Origin of the sequence: Enterobacter cloacae complex sp. 302F9 (assembly GCF_050030335.1) — a bacterium.
Taxonomy (GTDB): domain Bacteria; phylum Pseudomonadota; class Gammaproteobacteria; order Enterobacterales; family Enterobacteriaceae; genus Enterobacter; species Enterobacter hormaechei_C.
On record NZ_JBLGUC010000001.1, the window covers coordinates 485,585 to 504,169 of the forward strand.

Annotated in this window: 17 protein-coding genes; 6 read left to right on the forward strand and 11 right to left on the reverse strand. The window is 56.1% G+C overall.

The genetic code is table 11. From position 1 onward, the window contains the following. Window positions 1-9: 9 nt before the first annotated feature. Window positions 10-648 carry an OapA family protein gene (locus ACQG0T_RS02365; RefSeq protein WP_017694664.1) on the reverse strand — a complete coding sequence of 213 codons (639 nt, stop codon included), beginning with the start codon at window positions 646-648 and terminating at the stop codon, window positions 10-12. A gap of 231 nt (window positions 649-879) precedes the next feature. Here ACQG0T_RS02365 and fklB point away from each other — a divergent pair, with 231 nt between their 5' ends. Continuing rightward, entirely contained in the window at window positions 880-1,500 is a 621-nt protein-coding gene (gene fklB / locus ACQG0T_RS02370) for an FKBP-type peptidyl-prolyl cis-trans isomerase (RefSeq protein WP_008502892.1), read from the forward strand. 314 nt (window positions 1,501-1,814) lie between these two features. Then, a complete protein-coding gene (cycA, locus tag ACQG0T_RS02375) occupies window positions 1,815-3,224 on the forward strand; it encodes a D-serine/D-alanine/glycine transporter (protein WP_015572483.1) in 1,410 nt (469 codons plus the stop codon). A gap of 86 nt (window positions 3,225-3,310) precedes the next feature. On the opposite strand, the gene ytfE is transcribed toward cycA, so the two are convergent. After that, complete coding sequence (ytfE, locus tag ACQG0T_RS02380) at window positions 3,311-3,973, reverse strand: iron-sulfur cluster repair protein YtfE (protein ID WP_015572484.1); 663 nt, start codon at window positions 3,971-3,973, stop codon at window positions 3,311-3,313. 245 nt (window positions 3,974-4,218) lie between these two features. Here ytfE and ACQG0T_RS02385 point away from each other — a divergent pair, with 245 nt between their 5' ends. Further along, entirely contained in the window at window positions 4,219-5,868 is a 1,650-nt protein-coding gene (locus ACQG0T_RS02385; RefSeq protein ID WP_032103134.1) for a methyl-accepting chemotaxis protein, read from the forward strand. Window positions 5,869-5,947: 79 nt separating this feature from the next. Here ACQG0T_RS02385 and ACQG0T_RS02390 read toward each other — a convergent pair whose 3' ends face one another. From ACQG0T_RS02390 to ACQG0T_RS02400, 3 genes are all read right to left on the reverse strand, one after another. Beyond that, window positions 5,948-6,913: a DMT family transporter gene (locus tag ACQG0T_RS02390; protein ID WP_271040530.1), complete on the reverse strand. Its 966-nt coding sequence runs from the start codon at window positions 6,911-6,913 to the stop codon at window positions 5,948-5,950. Window positions 6,914-6,988: 75 nt separating this feature from the next. After that, complete coding sequence (locus ACQG0T_RS02395) at window positions 6,989-7,813, reverse strand: AraC family transcriptional regulator (protein ID WP_017694662.1); 825 nt, start codon at window positions 7,811-7,813, stop codon at window positions 6,989-6,991. An 81-nt stretch (window positions 7,814-7,894) separates the two neighbouring features. Next, window positions 7,895-8,743 (reverse strand): SDR family oxidoreductase, encoded by an 849-nt coding sequence (locus ACQG0T_RS02400; RefSeq protein WP_017383937.1) that lies wholly within the window; start codon window positions 8,741-8,743, stop codon window positions 7,895-7,897. An 84-nt stretch (window positions 8,744-8,827) separates the two neighbouring features. On the opposite strand from ACQG0T_RS02400, the gene ACQG0T_RS02405 reads away from it, so the two are divergent. Next, window positions 8,828-9,214, forward strand: coding sequence for a winged helix-turn-helix transcriptional regulator (locus ACQG0T_RS02405; protein ID WP_017694660.1), 387 nt, complete (start codon window positions 8,828-8,830; stop codon window positions 9,212-9,214). Window positions 9,215-9,307: 93 nt separating this feature from the next. Here ACQG0T_RS02405 and ACQG0T_RS02410 read toward each other — a convergent pair whose 3' ends face one another. Next, window positions 9,308-11,251 (reverse strand): bifunctional 2',3'-cyclic-nucleotide 2'-phosphodiesterase/3'-nucleotidase, encoded by a 1,944-nt coding sequence (locus tag ACQG0T_RS02410; protein WP_047637829.1) that lies wholly within the window; start codon window positions 11,249-11,251, stop codon window positions 9,308-9,310. A 190-nt stretch (window positions 11,252-11,441) separates the two neighbouring features. On the opposite strand from ACQG0T_RS02410, the gene cysQ reads away from it, so the two are divergent. Continuing rightward, window positions 11,442-12,182: a 3'(2'),5'-bisphosphate nucleotidase CysQ gene (cysQ, locus tag ACQG0T_RS02415; RefSeq protein WP_015572488.1), complete on the forward strand. Its 741-nt coding sequence runs from the start codon at window positions 11,442-11,444 to the stop codon at window positions 12,180-12,182. Here the strand turns inward: cysQ and ACQG0T_RS02420 are convergent. After that, complete coding sequence (locus tag ACQG0T_RS02420) at window positions 12,176-12,733, reverse strand: YtfJ family protein (RefSeq protein ID WP_017694658.1); 558 nt, start codon at window positions 12,731-12,733, stop codon at window positions 12,176-12,178. The genes cysQ and ACQG0T_RS02420 overlap by 7 nt on opposite strands. Before the next feature lie 324 nt (window positions 12,734-13,057). Here ACQG0T_RS02420 and ACQG0T_RS02425 point away from each other — a divergent pair, with 324 nt between their 5' ends. After that, window positions 13,058-13,264 carry a DUF1107 domain-containing protein gene (locus tag ACQG0T_RS02425; protein ID WP_003856054.1) on the forward strand — a complete coding sequence of 69 codons (207 nt, stop codon included), beginning with the start codon at window positions 13,058-13,060 and terminating at the stop codon, window positions 13,262-13,264. A gap of 76 nt (window positions 13,265-13,340) precedes the next feature. On the opposite strand, the gene ACQG0T_RS02430 is transcribed toward ACQG0T_RS02425, so the two are convergent. From ACQG0T_RS02430 to ACQG0T_RS02445, 4 genes are all read right to left on the reverse strand, one after another. Next, window positions 13,341-14,678, reverse strand: coding sequence for a hemolysin family protein (locus ACQG0T_RS02430; protein WP_006810357.1), 1,338 nt, complete (start codon window positions 14,676-14,678; stop codon window positions 13,341-13,343). Between the two features lie 193 nt (window positions 14,679-14,871). Next, window positions 14,872-16,416 carry an MFS transporter gene (locus ACQG0T_RS02435; protein ID WP_059295286.1) on the reverse strand — a complete coding sequence of 515 codons (1,545 nt, stop codon included), beginning with the start codon at window positions 16,414-16,416 and terminating at the stop codon, window positions 14,872-14,874. Between the two features lie 69 nt (window positions 16,417-16,485). Next, the gene (locus ACQG0T_RS02440) at window positions 16,486-17,508 is read right to left on the reverse strand and encodes a Gfo/Idh/MocA family protein (RefSeq protein WP_059295287.1); all 1,023 of its coding nucleotides are present in this window, start codon (window positions 17,506-17,508) and stop codon (window positions 16,486-16,488) included. 9 nt (window positions 17,509-17,517) lie between these two features. Beyond that, the gene (locus ACQG0T_RS02445) at window positions 17,518-18,585 is read right to left on the reverse strand and encodes a Gfo/Idh/MocA family protein (RefSeq protein ID WP_271040531.1); all 1,068 of its coding nucleotides are present in this window, start codon (window positions 18,583-18,585) and stop codon (window positions 17,518-17,520) included.

Below are 18,585 nucleotides of genomic sequence, written 5' to 3' on the forward strand. Positions count from 1 at the left end.
CCAGGGTCATTAACGTGCTCTGATGAAACTGCCGTCCGGCTGGCGGGTAAACAGTACCTGCTGCCCGTTTCCGGTATCGATCGTTAGCCCGGTCACCACCCCGCTGGCATTCTGGCGGATCTGCACCATCTGACCATTTTGCAGGTTGCTGAGCGGTTTGCCTGCCCCCTCGACTTGCGCCATGGCATACACATCCGTTGCTGGCAGATTGTGGTCGCGGAACAGCTGGGCAAGAGTTTTCCCAGGCTCTACGCGATACGAACGCCACTGCTGCTCAATGCCGGTGGGCTGTTGCGCCTGTGGCTCTGAAGGGGCGGCGGCCTGCTCCTGATCTTCCTGAACCGGTTCAGGTTCAACCGGCGCAACCTGGCCCGGATCGTTAGACGGTGTGACCAGCTGCGTCTGCATCGGCTGTGAATCAGGCTGCGGCTGGCTTTGCGACTGGATATCCAGCACAGCATTCCGGCTGACCGGCGCGGTATCAACGTTGTCACTGCCGGAAGGAAGCAGGAAGCCGATGACGATCAGCAACGCGCCGATAATAATGCCTCTGCGGTGCAAAGGCGGCAGCGGGTCCATGATGCGAAAGTTATCCGGCGCATGCCAGATTTTCGCCAGGGTAGGTTTCAGTTCAAATCGCCCGGGCATGGCTCTCCTCCTGCTCCGCGTCTTTTTATCCTGTCCTGAGAAGTGTAGTTTGCTAACTGCCTGATGGGCGTAACAAAGCCAGCTTTCGTGACATATATTAGGGAAAATCCTGACGGCTACTATTGTTTCCGTTTCGTCGCAGTTTGTCACCTTTACTTAAGACAAAGTTTTACCCATAAGGGCATGGCTGATATGCTGCCCGCTACTTTAAATGTGATGGAAGGAAAACCCATGACCACCCCGACTTTTGACACTATCGAAGCGCAGGCAAGCTACGGCATCGGCTTGCAGGTAGGACAGCAGCTGAGCGAATCCGGCCTGGAAGGTCTGTTACCGGAAGCGCTGGTGGCGGGTATCGCTGACGCGCTGGAAGGCAAGCAGCCCGCTGTGCCGGTTGACGTTGTGCACCGTGCGCTGCGTGAAATCCACGAACGTGCTGACGCCGTACGTCGCGCGCGTTTCGAAGAGATGGCGGCAGAAGGCGTGAAATATCTGGAAGAGAACCGTGAGCGTGAAGGCGTGAACAGCACCGAGTCCGGCTTGCAGTTCCGCGTAATCAATCAGGGTGATGGCGCAATCCCGGCGCGTACCGACCACGTTCGCGTACACTACACCGGTAAGCTGATCGACGGTACCGTGTTCGACAGCTCCGTCGCGCGTGGCGAACCGGCTGAGTTCCCGGTCAACGGCGTTATCGCAGGCTGGATCGAAGCCCTGACCCTGATGCCAGTAGGTTCCAAATGGGAACTCACTATCCCGCACAACCTGGCTTACGGCGAGCGTGGCGCTGGCGCGTCCATTCCGCCATTCAGCACCCTGGTGTTTGAAGTCGAGCTGCTGGAAATCCTGTAATCGGTTTTTCTTATTTTCCTCTCTCCGATCGGGGAGAGGAAAATAGCGATAAAACCCGGAGTTACGACGAAATCAACATTTTGTATTGCAAACGAAACTGTTACGTGTATTTTTGTGAGCTGTTTCGCGCTGTATGAGTGATATGACACTCACTTTCAACATATTATTAACATAATATTCAAATCATAGTATTCATCCCGCCGATTCTTACCTACTATCGATTAGTCCTTACACAGGGTCCGTCATTTATTTGGCGTATATAAAGGCCAGAAGAGCCTTAACAACACAGACAGGCATAAACAGGAAAATATCACATGGTAGATCAGGTCAAAGTCGCCGCCGCAGAAGAGGCGACGTCTGAACAGTCGCTACGGCGAAATCTCACGAACCGTCACATTCAGCTTATTGCCATTGGTGGAGCCATCGGCACCGGGCTGTTTATGGGCTCGGGCAAAACCATCAGTCTTGCCGGCCCGTCGATCATCTTCGTTTATATGATCATCGGTTTTATGCTCTTTTTCGTGATGCGTGCAATGGGTGAATTGCTGCTGTCGAATCTCGAATACAAATCCTTCAGCGACTTCGCGTCAGACCTGCTCGGCCCGTGGGCGGGCTATTTTACCGGCTGGACCTACTGGTTCTGCTGGGTGGTTACCGGCATGGCGGATGTTGTCGCTATTACGGCCTACGCCCAATTCTGGTTCCCCGGCCTGTCGGACTGGGTGGCTTCGCTGGCGGTGATTGTTCTGCTGCTGAGCCTGAACCTCGCCACCGTTAAAATGTTCGGTGAGATGGAGTTCTGGTTCGCGATGATCAAAATCGTCGCCATCATCGCGCTGATTGTCGTCGGGCTGGTGATGGTGCTGACGCACTTCCAGTCGCCAACCGGCGTACAGGCCTCGTTTGCCCATCTGTGGAATGACGGCGGCTGGTTCCCGAAAGGGATCAGCGGCTTCTTTGCCGGCTTCCAGATAGCGGTGTTTGCGTTTGTCGGGATTGAGCTGGTCGGTACCACGGCGGCGGAAACCAAAGATCCGGAGAAATCCCTGCCGCGCGCGATCAACTCCATTCCGCTGCGTATCATCATGTTCTACGTGTTCGCGCTGATCGTCATTATGTCCGTGACGCCATGGAGCTCGGTGGTGCCAACCAAGAGCCCGTTCGTCGAGCTGTTCGTGCTGGTGGGGCTGCCTGCTGCCGCGAGCCTGATTAACTTCGTGGTGCTGACCTCTGCGGCCTCTTCCGCGAACAGCGGCGTCTTCTCCACCAGCCGTATGCTGTTCGGCCTGGCGCAGGAGGGCGTTGCTCCGAGCGCGTTTGCCAAACTGTCTAAACGCGCGGTACCGGCGAAAGGGCTGACCTTCTCCTGCATCTGTCTGCTGGGTGGTGTGGTGATGCTCTACGTCAACCCGAGCGTAATCGGCGCGTTCACCATGATCACCACGGTGTCGGCGATCCTGTTTATGTTCGTCTGGACCATCATCCTCTGCTCGTACCTGGTGTACCGCAAGCAGCGTCCACACCTGCACGAGAAGTCGATCTACAAGATGCCGCTGGGCAAGCTGATGTGCTGGGTGTGCATGGCGTTCTTCGTCTTCGTGCTGGTGCTGCTGACGCTGGAAGAAGATACCCGACAGGCGCTGATGGTCACGCCGCTGTGGTTTATCGCGCTGGGGCTGGGCTGGCTATTTATCGGTAAGAAACGTATGGCGGGCATGCGTTAAGCATGTTGCCGGGTGGCGCTGACGCTTACCCGGCCTAGGTTCGCGGATGTTGTAGGCCCGGTAAGCGCTAGCGCCACCGGGCTTTTTTATTTACCCGATAATGCACGCGGGAACAGAACGTTATTCTCAAGACTAATGTGTTCCATCAGATCGTCGATCATCTCGTTAATGCCGTTGTACATGGCTTTCCAGGTGGTGCACGCTTCTGGCGGCGGTGTGACGTTGTTGGTGGTGTGTTTGATCACTTCCAGCAGTTCGCCGGCGTCATCATGTTCGCTTTCCATCACGCTGATGGGCCCCATGGCCTGGCTGCCCATGCCCTGTTTGATCATCGGGAAGAGGATCTGCTCCTCTTTCATCATGTGGCTGGAAAGTTCTTCGTGCAGCATGGTCAGATATTTCGCCAGGCCGCGCGGTACGGAAGGTTTATCGGCATGAACGCGTTCAACTTTGGTCGCCTGTAAAATCAGCTCCGGCAGCTGCTCGCGGTGACGATCGTGGTAACGCACAATGATATGGTCGATGATTTCAGCCAGCGGCGCGGTGCGCCAGTCTTTGTCGACAGGCTGTTCAGCCAGTTGAGCCAGCTCCGCTTCGATAGCCTCCACATCCAGCTCTTTACGCGACGCTGCGCGCGCCAGCGTTTGCTTACCACCGCAGCAGTAATCCATATCGTATTTACGGAACAGCGCAGAAGCGCGAGGGATGGAGAGCGCCAGCTCGCCTAAGGGTTGGTCGCGGAAGGCCATAGCAGTTACCTCATCATCAGGAATATAAGATGTATTTTAAATGCATCTTTATGTGGATACTATAACCCTTTAGAGGCAAGGGTGAAAATGAGAAGGGGATCACAAAAAAAGCGTGCTTTTAACTTGCTGATTGAATGCAGAAAAGGGCTTTCGAAAGTTTTTAAAGGTGGAGAAACAGTAAACAACCTGCCGCGCGTGCCGATAGATACAGGTCAGACAATACCTGTATATAAAAAAGGCAACGCATGTTTAAACGTATAAAAGTCATTACTCTTTTGATTTCGGTGCTGCTTGTGCTCGGCATCATGCAGCTGATCTCCGCTGGCATTTTCATTAACGCACTCAATAACGATAAAGAGAACTTCACCGTTTCTCAGCTTTCCAGCCAGAACGTCGCGGAGTTTACCGACGCCTGGATCAGCCTGAACCAGGCGCGCGTCACTCTCAACCGCGGCATGCTGCGCCTGCAAAGCAGCATGGCGTCGCAGATTAACGGCGGGCAGCTGAACGAGCTGGTCAATACCGCGAAAAACCTGCTGGCCGATGCCCAGACCCATTACGATAAATACTACGCGCTGCCGGAAACGCCGGGTATGGACGAGCACCTGGCCGATCGCCTGGAAGAGCAGTACCGCGTCTACTCCGCCACGCTGACGCAAATGAACGTTCTGCTGGGGCAGGGCAATCTGGAAGATATGTTCAAACAAAATGCCGAACAGAAGCAGACCGCGATGCAAAAGGTTTATCGCGAGTGGCGTGAGGCGCAGGCCGCGCTGACCGCCAAAGGGATCCGGGACAATGAAAGCGACTACAAACGCATTCTGTGGATCCTTTCTGCGGTGATGCTGCTGGTGATCGCGGTGATTATTTCCAGCTGGATTGCGATGCGCCGTGTGCTGCTGCTGCCGCTGGAAGAGGTGATCAACCATATCCGCGCCATTGCCGCAGGGGATTTAACCCAGCCGATTCAAGCTGAGGGTAAAAATGAAATGGCGATCCTGGCGCGCAACGTTCAGGAGATGCAGACTGCGCTGGCCAACACGGTGGGCGTGGTGCGTGAAGGCGCAGATACCATCTACACCGGCGCGGGTGAAATCTCGGCGGGCAGCAACGATCTCTCCTCTCGTACCGAGCAACAGGCCGCTTCTCTGGAAGAGACGGCAGCCAGCATGGAACAGTTAACCGCCACCGTGAAGCAAAACGCCGATAACGCGCGTCAGGCGTCGCGTCTGGCGCTGGACGCCTCCTCCACCGCGAAGAAGGGCGGTAACGTGGTCGAGGGCGTTGTGCGCACCATGGACGAAATCGCCACCAGTTCCAGCAAAATCGCGCAAATTACTAACGTGATCGACGGCATTGCTTTCCAGACCAATATTCTGGCGCTGAACGCGGCGGTAGAAGCGGCGCGCGCGGGCGAGCAGGGACGTGGCTTCGCGGTTGTCGCGGGCGAGGTGCGTACCCTTGCCCAGCGCAGCGCACAGGCGGCGAAAGAGATCAAAGCGCTGATCGATGATTCCGGCGAACGCGTCAACGCGGGTTCTCAGCTGGTAAATGAAGCGGGCGCGACGATGGCGGAGATCGTCAATGCGGTTACGCGCGTGACGGACATCATGGGTGAGATTGCGTCGGCCTCCGACGAACAGAGCCGCGGTATCGACCAGGTGGGTCAGGCGGTGGCGGAGATGGATCGCGTCACCCAGCAGAACGCCTCGCTGGTGGAAGAGTCTGCGGCGGCAGCGGCGGCGCTGGAGGATCAGGCTGCACGCCTGAACGACGCGGTGGCGGTGTTTAAGATCACCCGTAACCAGGCGGTGAAAGCCGCGCCGGTAAAGACCTATGCACCTAAAGCGCAGCCCGTCGCGGCGGCGTCTGAAGCGAACTGGGAAACGTTCTGATACTGTGCCGGGTGGCGCTGACGCTTACCCGGCCTACGGTTTGTAGGCCCTGCAAGCGAAGCGCCGCTGGGCGAAAAGCTCACACCTCCGACGCCGGAACGACCATCGGTTTTTCCGGCTTCGCTCTCACCGCAATCACCACCCCAACGACCAGCAGCGCGATCCCGCAGGCCGTTAGCAGCGGCGGCACGCTCTGACGCATCAGGAAGGTATAGAGCAGCCCTGCCAGCGTCTCAAAGACAATCAGCGGCCCCAGTATCACCGTCGGCAGCTTCTGGCTGGCAATGTTCCAGCACAGCGCCCCCACCCACGAACAGAGCACGGCAATGGCGACCATTAACCCGACGAATACCCACGGGCGCGGTCCGAAGGGCAGGGTAAATGCCGGTTGCTGGCTACCCAGCCAGACACACGCGCCCACATAGCCCAGCAACGAGACAGGGAGGGTGACCAGCGCCTGCGCCGTCGCCCACATCATCGGATGTTTATCCGGGTTTTCCCGCAGCCAGCGTGCGTTGCGCAGGGCATACCAGGCCCAACAGACAACCGAGATAAACGCCAGAAAGATCCCTGAACCGTAACGCCACAAGCTGAAGTTTTCGAGGCCGTGGCGAAGCTCGGCAATATTCACGCACACCAGCCCCACGGCGATGCAGACCAGAGCGGGCGCCATTTTTGACCACGCCAGTTTGCCGTCACGCTGGCTGTAAAGCAGGTTCGCGAAAACCGGGATGACCACCGGCAGCGTGCCGATAATCATGGTGGACACCGGCGCACCGGTGCGCTGAATGGCGCTCGCCAGACAGACGTAGTAGATCAGATTACCCATCATGGTCAGCGCCAGCGCGGTGAGCCAGTCCTGGCGGCCCAACTGACGCAGACGCGCGCGCCCCAGCCACGCCAGCGGCACGGCAATCAGCCCCAGCGCCAGGTAACGTCCGGTCGACTGCAAAATTGCCGGGTACTCCGGCACAATCAGCGGGCCGACAAAAATCAGCCCCCACATCAAACCCGCAAGCAGGGCATACAACACGCCGCTAATCATTTTTCCATCCATCTTGATTCACTTTGCGATCAGTGTAGGAGGGCAAAACGCGCGCGTATTGTATGAGGTTGCGCATTAGCGCGGCATAACCTGTTTCTGGTAGCGCACGGGCGTGATGCCGTAGCGACGGGTGAAGGCGCGGGTTAAATGCGACTGATCGGTCAGCCCGGTCGCGGCGGCCACCTCGGCGGCGGGCATGCCGTGGGTGAGGAATGCCTTTGCGCGCCACAGCCGGATGGCCATCAGCATCTGGTGGGGCGTAACGTGGAAATGGGCTTTGAACTGGCGCTGAAAATGGTACGGGCTGAGCGAGACAACGTTAGCCAGCTCGTCCAGGGTCAGCGAGCGCATATAGTTGTCGTGCAGATAGTCGCGAACGCGTTCGAAGCGGTGCGCGGCCTCCTGCACCACCGGCGCATGATGGGCCAGTGGCTGAAAAGTCTGAATCAAATCCAGTAGCAGCCCCTTCTGCGCCAGCGGATCGTTGGTGTGCCACAAGCCGTAAATTAACCGGCCAATCTGCTGCGAGCGCAAAGGGTCGTGGCGCGTGACGTCATTAAACCACCAGTGACGCAGGCCGGTGACCTCTTCCAGCAGGTCGGGTTCGATGTAGACCATCCGGTAGCGCCAGCCGCCTTCGGTGGCGGATTCCCCGGTGTGGATCTCGTCCGGGTTCATGGTCACGACGGATTTTTCCGCGGCAAGATGCTGGGTACCGCGATAGCGGAAGCGTTCGGCACCGGTTTCGATGGTGCCGATACCGAAGGCTTCATGAGTGTGAGGCTCAAAGGCGTAGTCAGAGATATGGGCGTGATAAAGCTCCAGGCCCGGCAGCTGCGCCAGATGGCGAAAGCGCGCGCTGTCTCTCTCATCAGTGAACTGTTCCGGTACGCCTTGCACGGTGAGCCTCCTTGTGGGTCATCGCTTCATTATCAGAGATGACCCGAGGGGATGCCACAAAAAATAACCAATTTTTAACAACTACAGGATGGCTTTGACGCTTTCCGCCAGTGATGTGGTTGGGCGGCCGATCAGTTTGCTCAGGGTACGGCTGTCGTCGAACAGGCCGCCTTTGGACGCGCCGGTGTCGGAGTCCGCCAGCATCTCCGCCAGCCCGGCAGGCAGACCAACGCCCTTCAGCGCAGCGGCGAAATCGGCTTCGCTGAGGTTCTGATACGTTACCGGCTTACCGCTCTGCTTGCTCAGTTCCGCAGCCAGTTCGCTCAGCGTCCAGGCATTATCACCCGCCAGTTCATACACCTTGCCGGCATGACCCTCTTCAGAAATCACTTTCGCTGCCGCCGCCGCGTAATCCGCACGGGTCGCAGAGGCAATTTTGCCTTCGCCTGCGGCACCCATAAATACGCCGTGTTCCAGCGCTGGCGGTGCGCTTGCCAGGTAGTTTTCGGTGTACCAGCCGTTGCGCAGCAGAGCGTAAGGCACGCCGGAGGCCGCCAGGGCATTTTCGGTTTCGACGTGCTCAACGTGCAGACCCAGCGGAGATTTGTCAGCATGCAGCAGGCTGGTATAGGCGATGAATTTCACCCCGGCGGCTTTGGCGGCGTTTATCACGTTCTGGTGCTGTACGGCACGCTGGCCCACTTCGCTGGAGGAGATGAGCAGTAGTTTATCCACGCCGTTCAGCGCGGTGGTAAATGCGGCTTCATCGGTGTAATCCGCCTGACGCACAACGACCCCTTGCTGACGCAACGCTTCGGCTTTCGCCGGGTTACGCACAATAGCCACGATCTGGCTGGCCGGAACGGTTTTCAGCAGTTCTTCAATAACGTGTTGGCCAAGCTGGCCGGTTGCGCCGGTAATCGCGATCATGATGAATCTCCTTCGTGTTTGTCTGGTGTTGTGGCACACTATCACCATAACTAACTTTTAGTAAGTACGTACAAAAAGGTAAGTATGAAAACAACAATACCAACGCTCAGCGAGCAAATGCGCGATGGCAACCTCTTTGCGGAACAGTGCCCGTCACGGGAGGTGCTCAAACACGTAACCAGCCGCTGGGGCGTGCTGATCCTGGTGGCGTTACGTCAGGGGACGCATCGCTTCAGCGATCTGCGCCGCAAGATGGGCGGCGTCAGCGAGAAGATGCTGGCTCAGTCTTTACAGGCGCTGGAGCATGACGGGTTTGTCGATCGCGTGTCGTATCCGGTCGTGCCGCCGCATGTGGAGTATAGCCTGACGCCGATGGGGCAGGAGGTAAGCGAGAAGGTGGCCGCGCTGGCCGACTGGATTGAGGTCAATACGCCGCAGGTGATGGCAAACCGGGAAGAGCGTGCGGCATGAAATGCCGGGTGGCGCTTGCGCTTACCCGGCCTACGGGATCGAGGATTGCGGGTAGGCCGGGTAAGGCGAAGCCGCCACCCGGCACAATCATCGCTACCTGCTCAAATCCACCTGATAAATCGCGAACCCAATATCATCCGTCGCGACCTTTTGCATCGGATACTGCGCCTTATCCTTGATAAACGCGGCTGCTTTATCGGACGGAGATGTCTCAAAGCGAATATCCAGCTTAGTGTCGCTGTGGATCGGCGCAAGTCGCCAGTTGTTATCCACCGCCGGATGAATTTCACCCGTCTTTTTCGACTCCGCGCTGATCCACGCCGCCAGCACCGAACGGTTCTCATCCGGCGAGGCAAAGGCGATGTGGCTGTCACCCGTACCGGCAAACTTGCCGCCATAGGCGCGGTAGTTGTTGGTCACCACCAGGAAAGTGGCATTCGGATCAATCGCTTTGCCGTTGAAGGTCAGGTTTTTGATGCGTTCTGCCTGCGGATTAATGGCCTGACATTCGCCGTCATATTTCGCGGGCTGGGTAACGTCAATCTGATATTCCACGCCGTCGATCACGTCGAAGTTGTAGGTGCGGAAACCGTCCCAGTTAATCAGCGACTGCGGTTTGCTGTTGTGCGGATCGATCTGGTTGAACTGCCCGGCAGAGCACTCCAGCCACTCCTTCACCTCTTTCCCGGTGGCTTTCACCACCACGAGGGTGTTGGGATAGAGGTAGAGATCGGCGGCATTACGGAAGGTCAGCTGGCCTTTCTCCACCTCAACGTAGCTGGCCGGATCGTTCTTCCGCCCGCCCACTTTGAATGGCGCCGCGGCAGACAGTACCGGCAGATTTGCAAGATCCGGATCGCCCTGAATATAGTGCTCCGCATAGGCTTTCTGCGCCATGTTGACTACCTGCACGGTCGGGTCATCCTGTACCAGCGCGAGGAAGCTGTACATGTTATCAGCGGATTTACCGATCGGCTTGCTGACAAATTCACGCGTCGCGTCGTGGTCATGCTTCAGGACGTCGACCAGCTTTTTATCTTCCCCTGCCAGAGATTTTTTGGCCGCTGCGTCGTAGATCGGACGCGCTTCCGCTTTCGACTGCGTGACTTTCCAGCTTCCGCTGTCGTTATTCAGCACCAGATCCACCACGCCAAGGTGGTCGCCCCACATGCCCGGCATCACCGATGGCACACCGTTGAGCGTCCCTTTTTCGATGTCCGCGCCTTTGATAGCAGCGAAATCTTTGCCCGGGAAGACGGCGTGGGCGTGACCAAACAGGATCGCATCCACGCCCGGCACCTGGCTGAGATAGTACACGGAGTTCTCAGCCATCACCTGATACGGGTCGGCCGAGAGGCCAGAGTGCGCCACGACGACGACCACATCCGCCCCTTTCGCCCGCATCTCCGGCACGTATTTGCGCGCGGTTTCGGTAATGTCGTTGACGGTCACTTTCCCGTCGAGGTTGGCTTTATCCCACGTCATGATCTGCGGCGGCACAAAACCGATATAGCCGATTTTCAGCGTCTGTTTTTTACCGTCCTGGTCGACAACCTCGGTCTCTTTAATCAGATAAGGGGTGAAGAGCGGCTTCTTCGTCTTAACGTCGATGATATTGGCGTTAACGTACGGGAATTTCGCTCCTGCCAGCGCGTCGTGCAGGTATTTCAGGCCGTAGTTAAATTCGTGGTTGCCCAGGTTGCCGACGGCATAGTCCAGCGTATTCATTGCCTTATAAACAGGATGGATCTCGCCTTTTTTCAGCCCCTTCGCCGCCATGTAGTCTCCGAGCGGGCTGCCCTGAATTAAGTCCCCGTTATCGACCAGCACGCTGTTTTTCACTTCACCGCGGGCGGCGTTGATCAAACTTGCCGTGCGTACCAGTCCGAATTTTTCCGTAGGGGTATCTTTGTAGTAATCGAAGTCCATCATATTGCTGTGCAGATCGGTGGTTTCCAGAATACGGAGATCCACCGTCGCTGCCTGAACGCTTGCCGCAATCAGCGTTGCCAGGAGCGTTGCGCTAAACTTAATCATCTGAGGAGTCCTTTTTTCGATCCAAGCCACAAAAGAATATGTATGTAGTATTTGTTGCTTACAGAAGTGTGAATGCTGCCAGAAAAAAGGGCGCTGAAACCAGAATTGCTTCACAGATAGCGGAATTGTTCACATTACGATATAACTAAAACAATAAGTTATGCCCACTGCGTTAACGAAGAGGTGGAGAATGTTAGATAAAATTTGTCAGCTCGCACGGGATGCGGGTGATGCCATTATGCAGGTGTACGACGGTGCGAAACCGATGGATGTTGTCAGCAAAGCGGATGACTCCCCGGTGACGGCGGCGGATATCGCGGCGCATGCGGTGATCCTGAAAGGTTTGCAGGCCCTGACGCCGGATATTCCGGTCCTTTCTGAAGAAGCGCCCCAGAGCTGGGATGAACGTCAGCACTGGCAGCGTTACTGGCTTGTCGACCCGCTGGATGGCACGAAAGAGTTTATCAAGCGTAACGGTGAATTCACCGTCAACATCGCCCTGATTGAAAAAGGAAAAGCGGTGCTTGGCGTGGTTTACGCCCCGGTGATGAAAGTAATGTACAGCGCGGCGGAAGGTAAAGCCTGGAAGGAAGAGTGCGGCGTGCGTAAGCAGATCCAGGTGCGTGATGCCCGTCCTCCGCTGGTGGTGATCAGCCGCTCGCACAGTGACAGCGAGCTGGAGGAGTATCTGCAACAGCTGGGTGAACACCAGACGACGTCGATTGGCTCGTCGCTGAAGTTCTGTCTGGTGGCGGAAGGGCAGGCGCAGCTGTACCCCCGTTTCGGGCCGACGAACGTCTGGGATACGGCGGCAGGGCATGCGGTGGCGGCGGCCGCTGGCGCGCATGTGCATGACTGGCAGGGTAAGCCACTGGACTACACCCCGCGCGAGTCATTCCTGAATCCGGGCTTCCGGGTATCACTTTACTGAGTCAGTAGCTTATGCAGCAGGGCAACCACCTGCTGCACCTCATCCTGCGTCAGCGCGCCGTCTTTAACCCACTGTACGCGACCGTTTTTGTCCAGCACGACAATCGCTGAACTCTCTTCTTCCAGCTGCCACGCCTTACGCGTCACGCCGTTGCTGTCGACAATAAACTGCGACCAGGGATAGAGCTTCTTATTGCTCTCAAGGCTTGAGCGCACAAACATCCCGGAGCCGGGAATCGCGTCGTCGGTGTTCACGATGGTGGTGGTCTGGTAGCGATCGTGCGGGAGTTTTGCGGCTTTGATCGCTTCCACGAGGGTGGCATTTTTCTCTTTAGCGGATGTACGTCCGGCAATATGTTGTACAACTCTCACTTTGCCCGCAAGCTGCGCGCTATTCCAGGTTTTATAGCTAAACTTATCATTGTCGAGAATCAATTCTCCCCGGTCAGCAATGCCGACCGGCGGGACACGTTGTCCTTTTTCAATGTTGTGTGCGGAAGCCATCAGCGGCAGCAACAGGCAAGCTGCTGCCAGGAGGTTACGTAGGGTCATGGTGTTTCCTTATTGTTAGCAGGTGATCCGACCACTTGGTCATGCGCTTTTAATCATAAGTGCGATCAATAGGCTTTTCCCGCAATCCCGATGCCAGTTTGCGGGCGAACGCACATATCCATGCAAAAACGACGGCATATACTGCGCTGTATCACGCTTTGCAAAGATTATTCTGAATAATTGTAATCAAACGGTAAATAAACTTATGCACACTGGGTAAGTACGAGGTTCTGGTCTATAGTCATTGGGCATCAAAATTTGCGCTCAGGACAGTCGGGCCGATTGTGGCACCGCAAGAGCGTATGATTCGCAGGAGATACAAGAATGAAAATTTTCCAACGCTACAACCCGCTTCAGGTGGCGAAGTACGTGAAGATCCTGTTCCGTGGACGGTTGTACATCAAGGATGTTGGCGCTTTTGAGTTCGATAAGGGCAAAATCCTTATCCCAAAAGTGAAGGACAAACAGCACTTGTCTGTGATGTCCGAAGTCAACCGTCAGGTTATGCGTCTGCAAACTGAGATGGCTTAACCAACGTGCTATGCAGTAGTAGTTAAAAAGACGGCTCCCGATGGGAGCCGTTGATGTTTATGGGGCATACAAAGGATTACGCCGACACCTTCTCTTCGGCATCCGGCAGTTTCGGCACCAGCACGGTCGGTTTGCTATCAATACGCGTTACCAGCAGCTGGTCGATGCGGTAGTTATCAATATCCACCACTTCAAACTTGAAGCCGGAGAACTTCACCGAGTCGGTACGTTTCGGGATTTTACGCAGCATAAACATCATAAAGCCGCCGATGGTCTCGTAGTTGCCGGACTGCGGGAACTCGTCAATGTCGAGTACGCGCATGACGTCTTCAATCGGCGTACCGCCATCGATGAGCCATGAATTTTCGTCACGCTGAACAATCTGCTCTTCCAGCCCCTGGCCGACCAGGTCGCCCATCAGCGTCGTCATAACGTCGTTGAGGGTGATAATGCCCACCACCAGCGCGTATTCGTTCATGATCACCGCGAAGTCTTCCCCGGCGGTTTTGAAACTTTCCAGCGCTTCGGAGAGCGTCAGGGTGTCCGGCACTATCAGGGTGTTGCGGATCTGCACGCCGCTGTTCAGCGCCAGGCTCTGGTTTGCCAGCACGCGGTTCAGCAGGTCTTTGGAGTCCACATAGCCGATGATATGGTCGATATCTTCGTTACAGACCAGAAACTTGGAGTGCGGATGCTGCGCCACCTTGGTCTTCAGGCTCTGCTCGTCTTCATGCAGATCGAACCAGATGATGTTTTCACGGCCGGTCATGGAGGACGGCACGGTACGGGATTCCAGTTCGAAAACGTTCTCAATCAGCTCGTGCTCCTGCTTGCGCAGCACGCCTGCCAGCGCCCCGGCTTCCACCACGGCATAAATGTCATCGGAGGTGATGTCGTCTTTACGCACCATCGGCAGCTTGAAGATGCGGAAAATGACGTTCGCCAGGCCGTTAAAGAACCACACCAGCGGACGGAACACGTACAGGCAGAAGCGCATCGGGTTGATGATACGCAAAGCCACAGCTTCTGGCGCAATCATACCGATGCGTTTCGGGGTCAGGTCCGCGAATAAAATGAACAAGCCGGTGACCAGGGAGAAGGAGAGGATGAAGCTCAGCTGCTCGGCCAGCTCTACGGACATGTACTTAACAAAGAGGCTATAAAACGCCGGAGAAAACGCTGCATCGCCCACGATACCGCCAAGGATGGCGACCGCGTTCAGGCCAATCTGCACCACGGTAAAGAACATGCCGGGGTTTTCCTGCATTTTCAGAATGCGTGATGCGTTGATGTTGCCCTCGTCGGCAAGCAGCTTCAGTTTGATTTTACGGGAGGCAGCCAGCGAGATCTCCGATATCGAGAAAAATGCACTGACGGCAATAAGACAAAGTATTACTAAAATACTGTTTAACATAGTTTATCCGGCTTCTCGCCAGATCCTCAGAAGGGGAGTTGATACCATTCGTGTGAAGACACATTGAACTCAGCTCGTAGCGTTGAGCCGATTATTTCAGCGGTAGTATAGCGTAAAGACGTGTAAATCTGCCAGAGGTCACGTTTTCGGCAAAAAAAGCCGGACCGGCATGGGGCCGATCCGGCGAGAAGGACTATTTCACGATGGATAAGTTTTCGCCTACAGCCAGGCGTGTGGCATCGCCGCCCCAGACCTGATCGTACTCATAGCCTGTCAGCTGTTTGATGACCACGCGGGTGCTGGCGTCGCAGTCGCGATAGTCGCCACCGAGCTTCCGACGCGCGATCTCCTTGAGCAGCACCTTATGCGTCTCGCGGGTCAGCTTAAATTTGTAGGTCGCGAAGAAGCTCACTGCCAGCAGCGCGGCGGTGGCAAAAATCATCAGGCCAATTATTGCTCCCAGCGCGCTTTCAGGCTGTGCGCCACTGCCTTTCACAAAACCGGACTCCTGCAACACCAGGCCGATAATCATAATCGCCATGGCGACGGTGCTTTTGCGGGTCAACACCATTACGCCAGCGAAAATGCCTTCCCGGCGCTGCTGCGTGACGATCTCGTCGATATCCGGAATAAAGCTATAAATATTCCACGGAATGTAATAGAGGCCGGAACGGGCTGCACCCAGCAGGATGAAGACGGCGGAGAACAGCAGCGTTGGCACCTCTGTTTTGGTGAGATAAACCGTAAACAGGAATGCCAGCACCAGGAAAATGCAGCTATACGAAAGGCGCAGTGCGGCGGAAGGGGTCATGTTCAGCCTGTTGAGTAACAGCATAAATCCGTACGTGCCGGGCACGGAGGCAAAAGCCGCAATACTTAGCCAGCCGGACACTGCTGCCGCATCCTGACTCAGGCAATACACCACGTAATAGGTAAAGACTGAACCAAATACGTCCATCGCGGTGAAGGAGAAAATATAAATAAGAATATGCAGGCGAAAAGCGCGAATACGAAAAGAAGAGAAGAGATCCAGCACCAGATATTTGAGGTGATTAATTACTCCGCTGCTGCGCTGGGTATCAACTTTGAAGTCATACTCCTGATGCACATCTTTTGCTTCCCAGGTGCTGTACCAGGTAATAAATACCGCGATGCAAAAGACGCAGGAAAATATCAGTCCGGTTAGCGTGTAGGTAAAGGAATTATCTTTGCCGGTAAATTGCATAATCACGCCCGGAACCGACACCGCAAGAAAACCGCCCAATTGCGAGCAGATCATCCGTACGCCCGACAGGCGGCTGCGCTCTTCATAGCGGTTGGTCATCTCCGCGGCGAGGGTTTCCCACGGCACCAGCACCATCGCTGAAAGCAGTTCGATGGAAAGATAGGTGCCCAGGTAATACCAGTAACCCATGTCCGTCAGCCACAGCAGAGCATAGAGGAACATTAAGGGAGAGCTGAGTAATAAGAAGAAACGACGACGGCCAAATTTACGCCCAAGCCAGGTGTCGCCGAAATTGTCGGTGATGTAACCCATTATCGGGCTTAATACCGCGTCAATGACGCGGGCAATAGCAAATATAGAGCCGGCTTCCACGACGGATAATCCGCAATAGGTGGTGTAAAAAAATAACAGCCAGGTGCCGATAATGGCGAAAGCGCCTCCGCCAAAGAGGTCGGTTATGCCGTAGCCAAGCGCCACGCCATAACCCACTCTGCGTTCAGTTGGTTTAACCATAATAATATCCAGTGTAGGGTAGATGTAGAGGTTGTATTTTTATTGCACTGCTGGACTACACGTGACGTTCTAATTATTAATATCTATCCATTGTCTTAACTGAGATGACCGATAAAAAGCCTCCACAATCTTGAGTGATTTTCCGGCGGTACAAATATCGGTAAAATCCGTACTCTCCGGGTGATGAATGGCGTGATAAAAACGGCGGATCGCCTGCTGGTGTCCTAATCCCCAGTAACTTTTTGCGGTGCCATCGGAAGAGGCATCGCTTTCCAGGCGAAACCGTTCGCCGGGCGTTATGCGCCAGAGCGTGTTGTCGTTGAGCAGCAGTGAGCCGCGCTCGCAGTGGATCTCCAGACAGAGGGGGGAATCCGTGGTGTGGCAGTTGCTGGCATAAAACAGACCGCGCGCACCGTTGGTAAAGTGAAGCGTGGCCATCGCGCTGTCTTCCCCTTGCGTGACGTCAGCCAGTTCCCCGCTGTCGACTACCCCCTTCAGCCGCGTGACGCCACCCGCAAACCACTGCATCAGATCGAGGGTATGGATCGCCTGGTTGATTAGCAGGCTTCCACCTTCCGTTGCCAGCTGCCCGCGCCACGGGCTTTCCGTGTAATACGCCCCCGAGCGGGACCAGGTCAGCACAGCTTTGATACTTAACATCTTTCCCAGTACGCCTTCCGCCAGCTCCTTGCGAATGCGCAGGCTGGTCGGATTGAGCCGGTTCTGGTAGCAGACGCCGAGCCTGCCGGGTGCCTGCGCGGCGGCAGAGGCAATGTCGGCAAGCTCGCTGCTGTTCATGCCCACCGGTTTTTCGCAAAAGACATGTTTCCCGGCGGCCAGCGCCGCCAGAATCATGTTTTTGTGCTCGAAGTGGGGCGTGCAGATATGCACCACGTCGATGCTGTCATCCAGCAGCATTTCCCGGTAATCCTGATAAAAGCGGCACTGATAGTTCATCGCCAGCTTCAGTCCTTTGACGCTGTCGATATCGACCAGCGCGCGCAGCGCGACATTGGGGATTTGCCTCAGGGCATTCACATGGCAACTGTGAATAGCCCCGGCACCGATAATCGCCGTGTTCAGGATGTTCATGTCGTCCCCTTAGTCAGCTGCGTTTGCGAGCATTTGTGCTTTCACGCACAGTTCGGCAGCTTTGAAAGCATGCGCCTGAGTCATGGCATTTTCGGTGCGGTGCAGGCAGTCGAGGATCAGTTCGCCAAAGTACGGGAACCCAACCTGCCCGGCCACAGGATAGCGGAACTCGCCCTCGTTATTGACGAGGTAGACGACATCCTGCTCACCCCGGGTGAGATCGACATATTTACGGATCTCGATATACCCGTCGGTACCGAGCAGCGTCAGGCGACCATCGCCCCAGGTGGAGAGCCCGTCAGGAGTGAACCAGTCACAACGGAAATAGCCGCTGGCGCCGTTTTCTCCTTTGAGCATGGCGTCGCCAAAATCTTCGAATGCGGGATACTGCGGGTGGTTAACGTTGCGCACCTGGCTGGCGACCACGGTGGCGTCGCGGTTGCCGGTATAAAACAGAAACTGCTCGATCTGGTGGCTGCCGATGTCGCACAGGATGCCGCCGAAATAGCGACGATCGTAGAACCAGTCCGGGCGGCCAGTCCCTTCCCGGTGCGACCCCATGCCCAGGGTTTGCACCACGCGACCAATGGCGCCTTGCTGTACCAGCTGCCCGGCAAAGACCGCGCTTTCCACGTGCAGACGCTCGCTGTAGTAGACCGCGTATTTTTTCCCGGTTTTCTCCACCATCGCTTTGGCGTCTGCCAGCTGTTCAAGGGTGGTGAGCGGCGCTTTGTCCGTGAAGTAGTCTTTGCCAGCCGTCATCGCCTTCAGCCCCAGCGCACAGCGTTCGGAGGGGATGGCCGCCCCGGCCACCAGGCGCACGTCGTCATCGGCGAGAATAACGTCCAGGGAATCAGCCACCTTCACCTGCGGGTACTGCTGAACAAACGTGTCCACTTTCGCCGGATCGGGATCGTAAACCCACTTCAGCGTGGCACCTGCTTCAATCAGGCCATTACACATTCCGTAGATATGGCCGTGGTCGAGCGCGGCGGCGGCAAATACAAATTCACCCGCCTGCACCACCGGCTGCGGTTTGCCCACCGGCGCGTAGTTCATTCCGTCATTCTTGTTCAT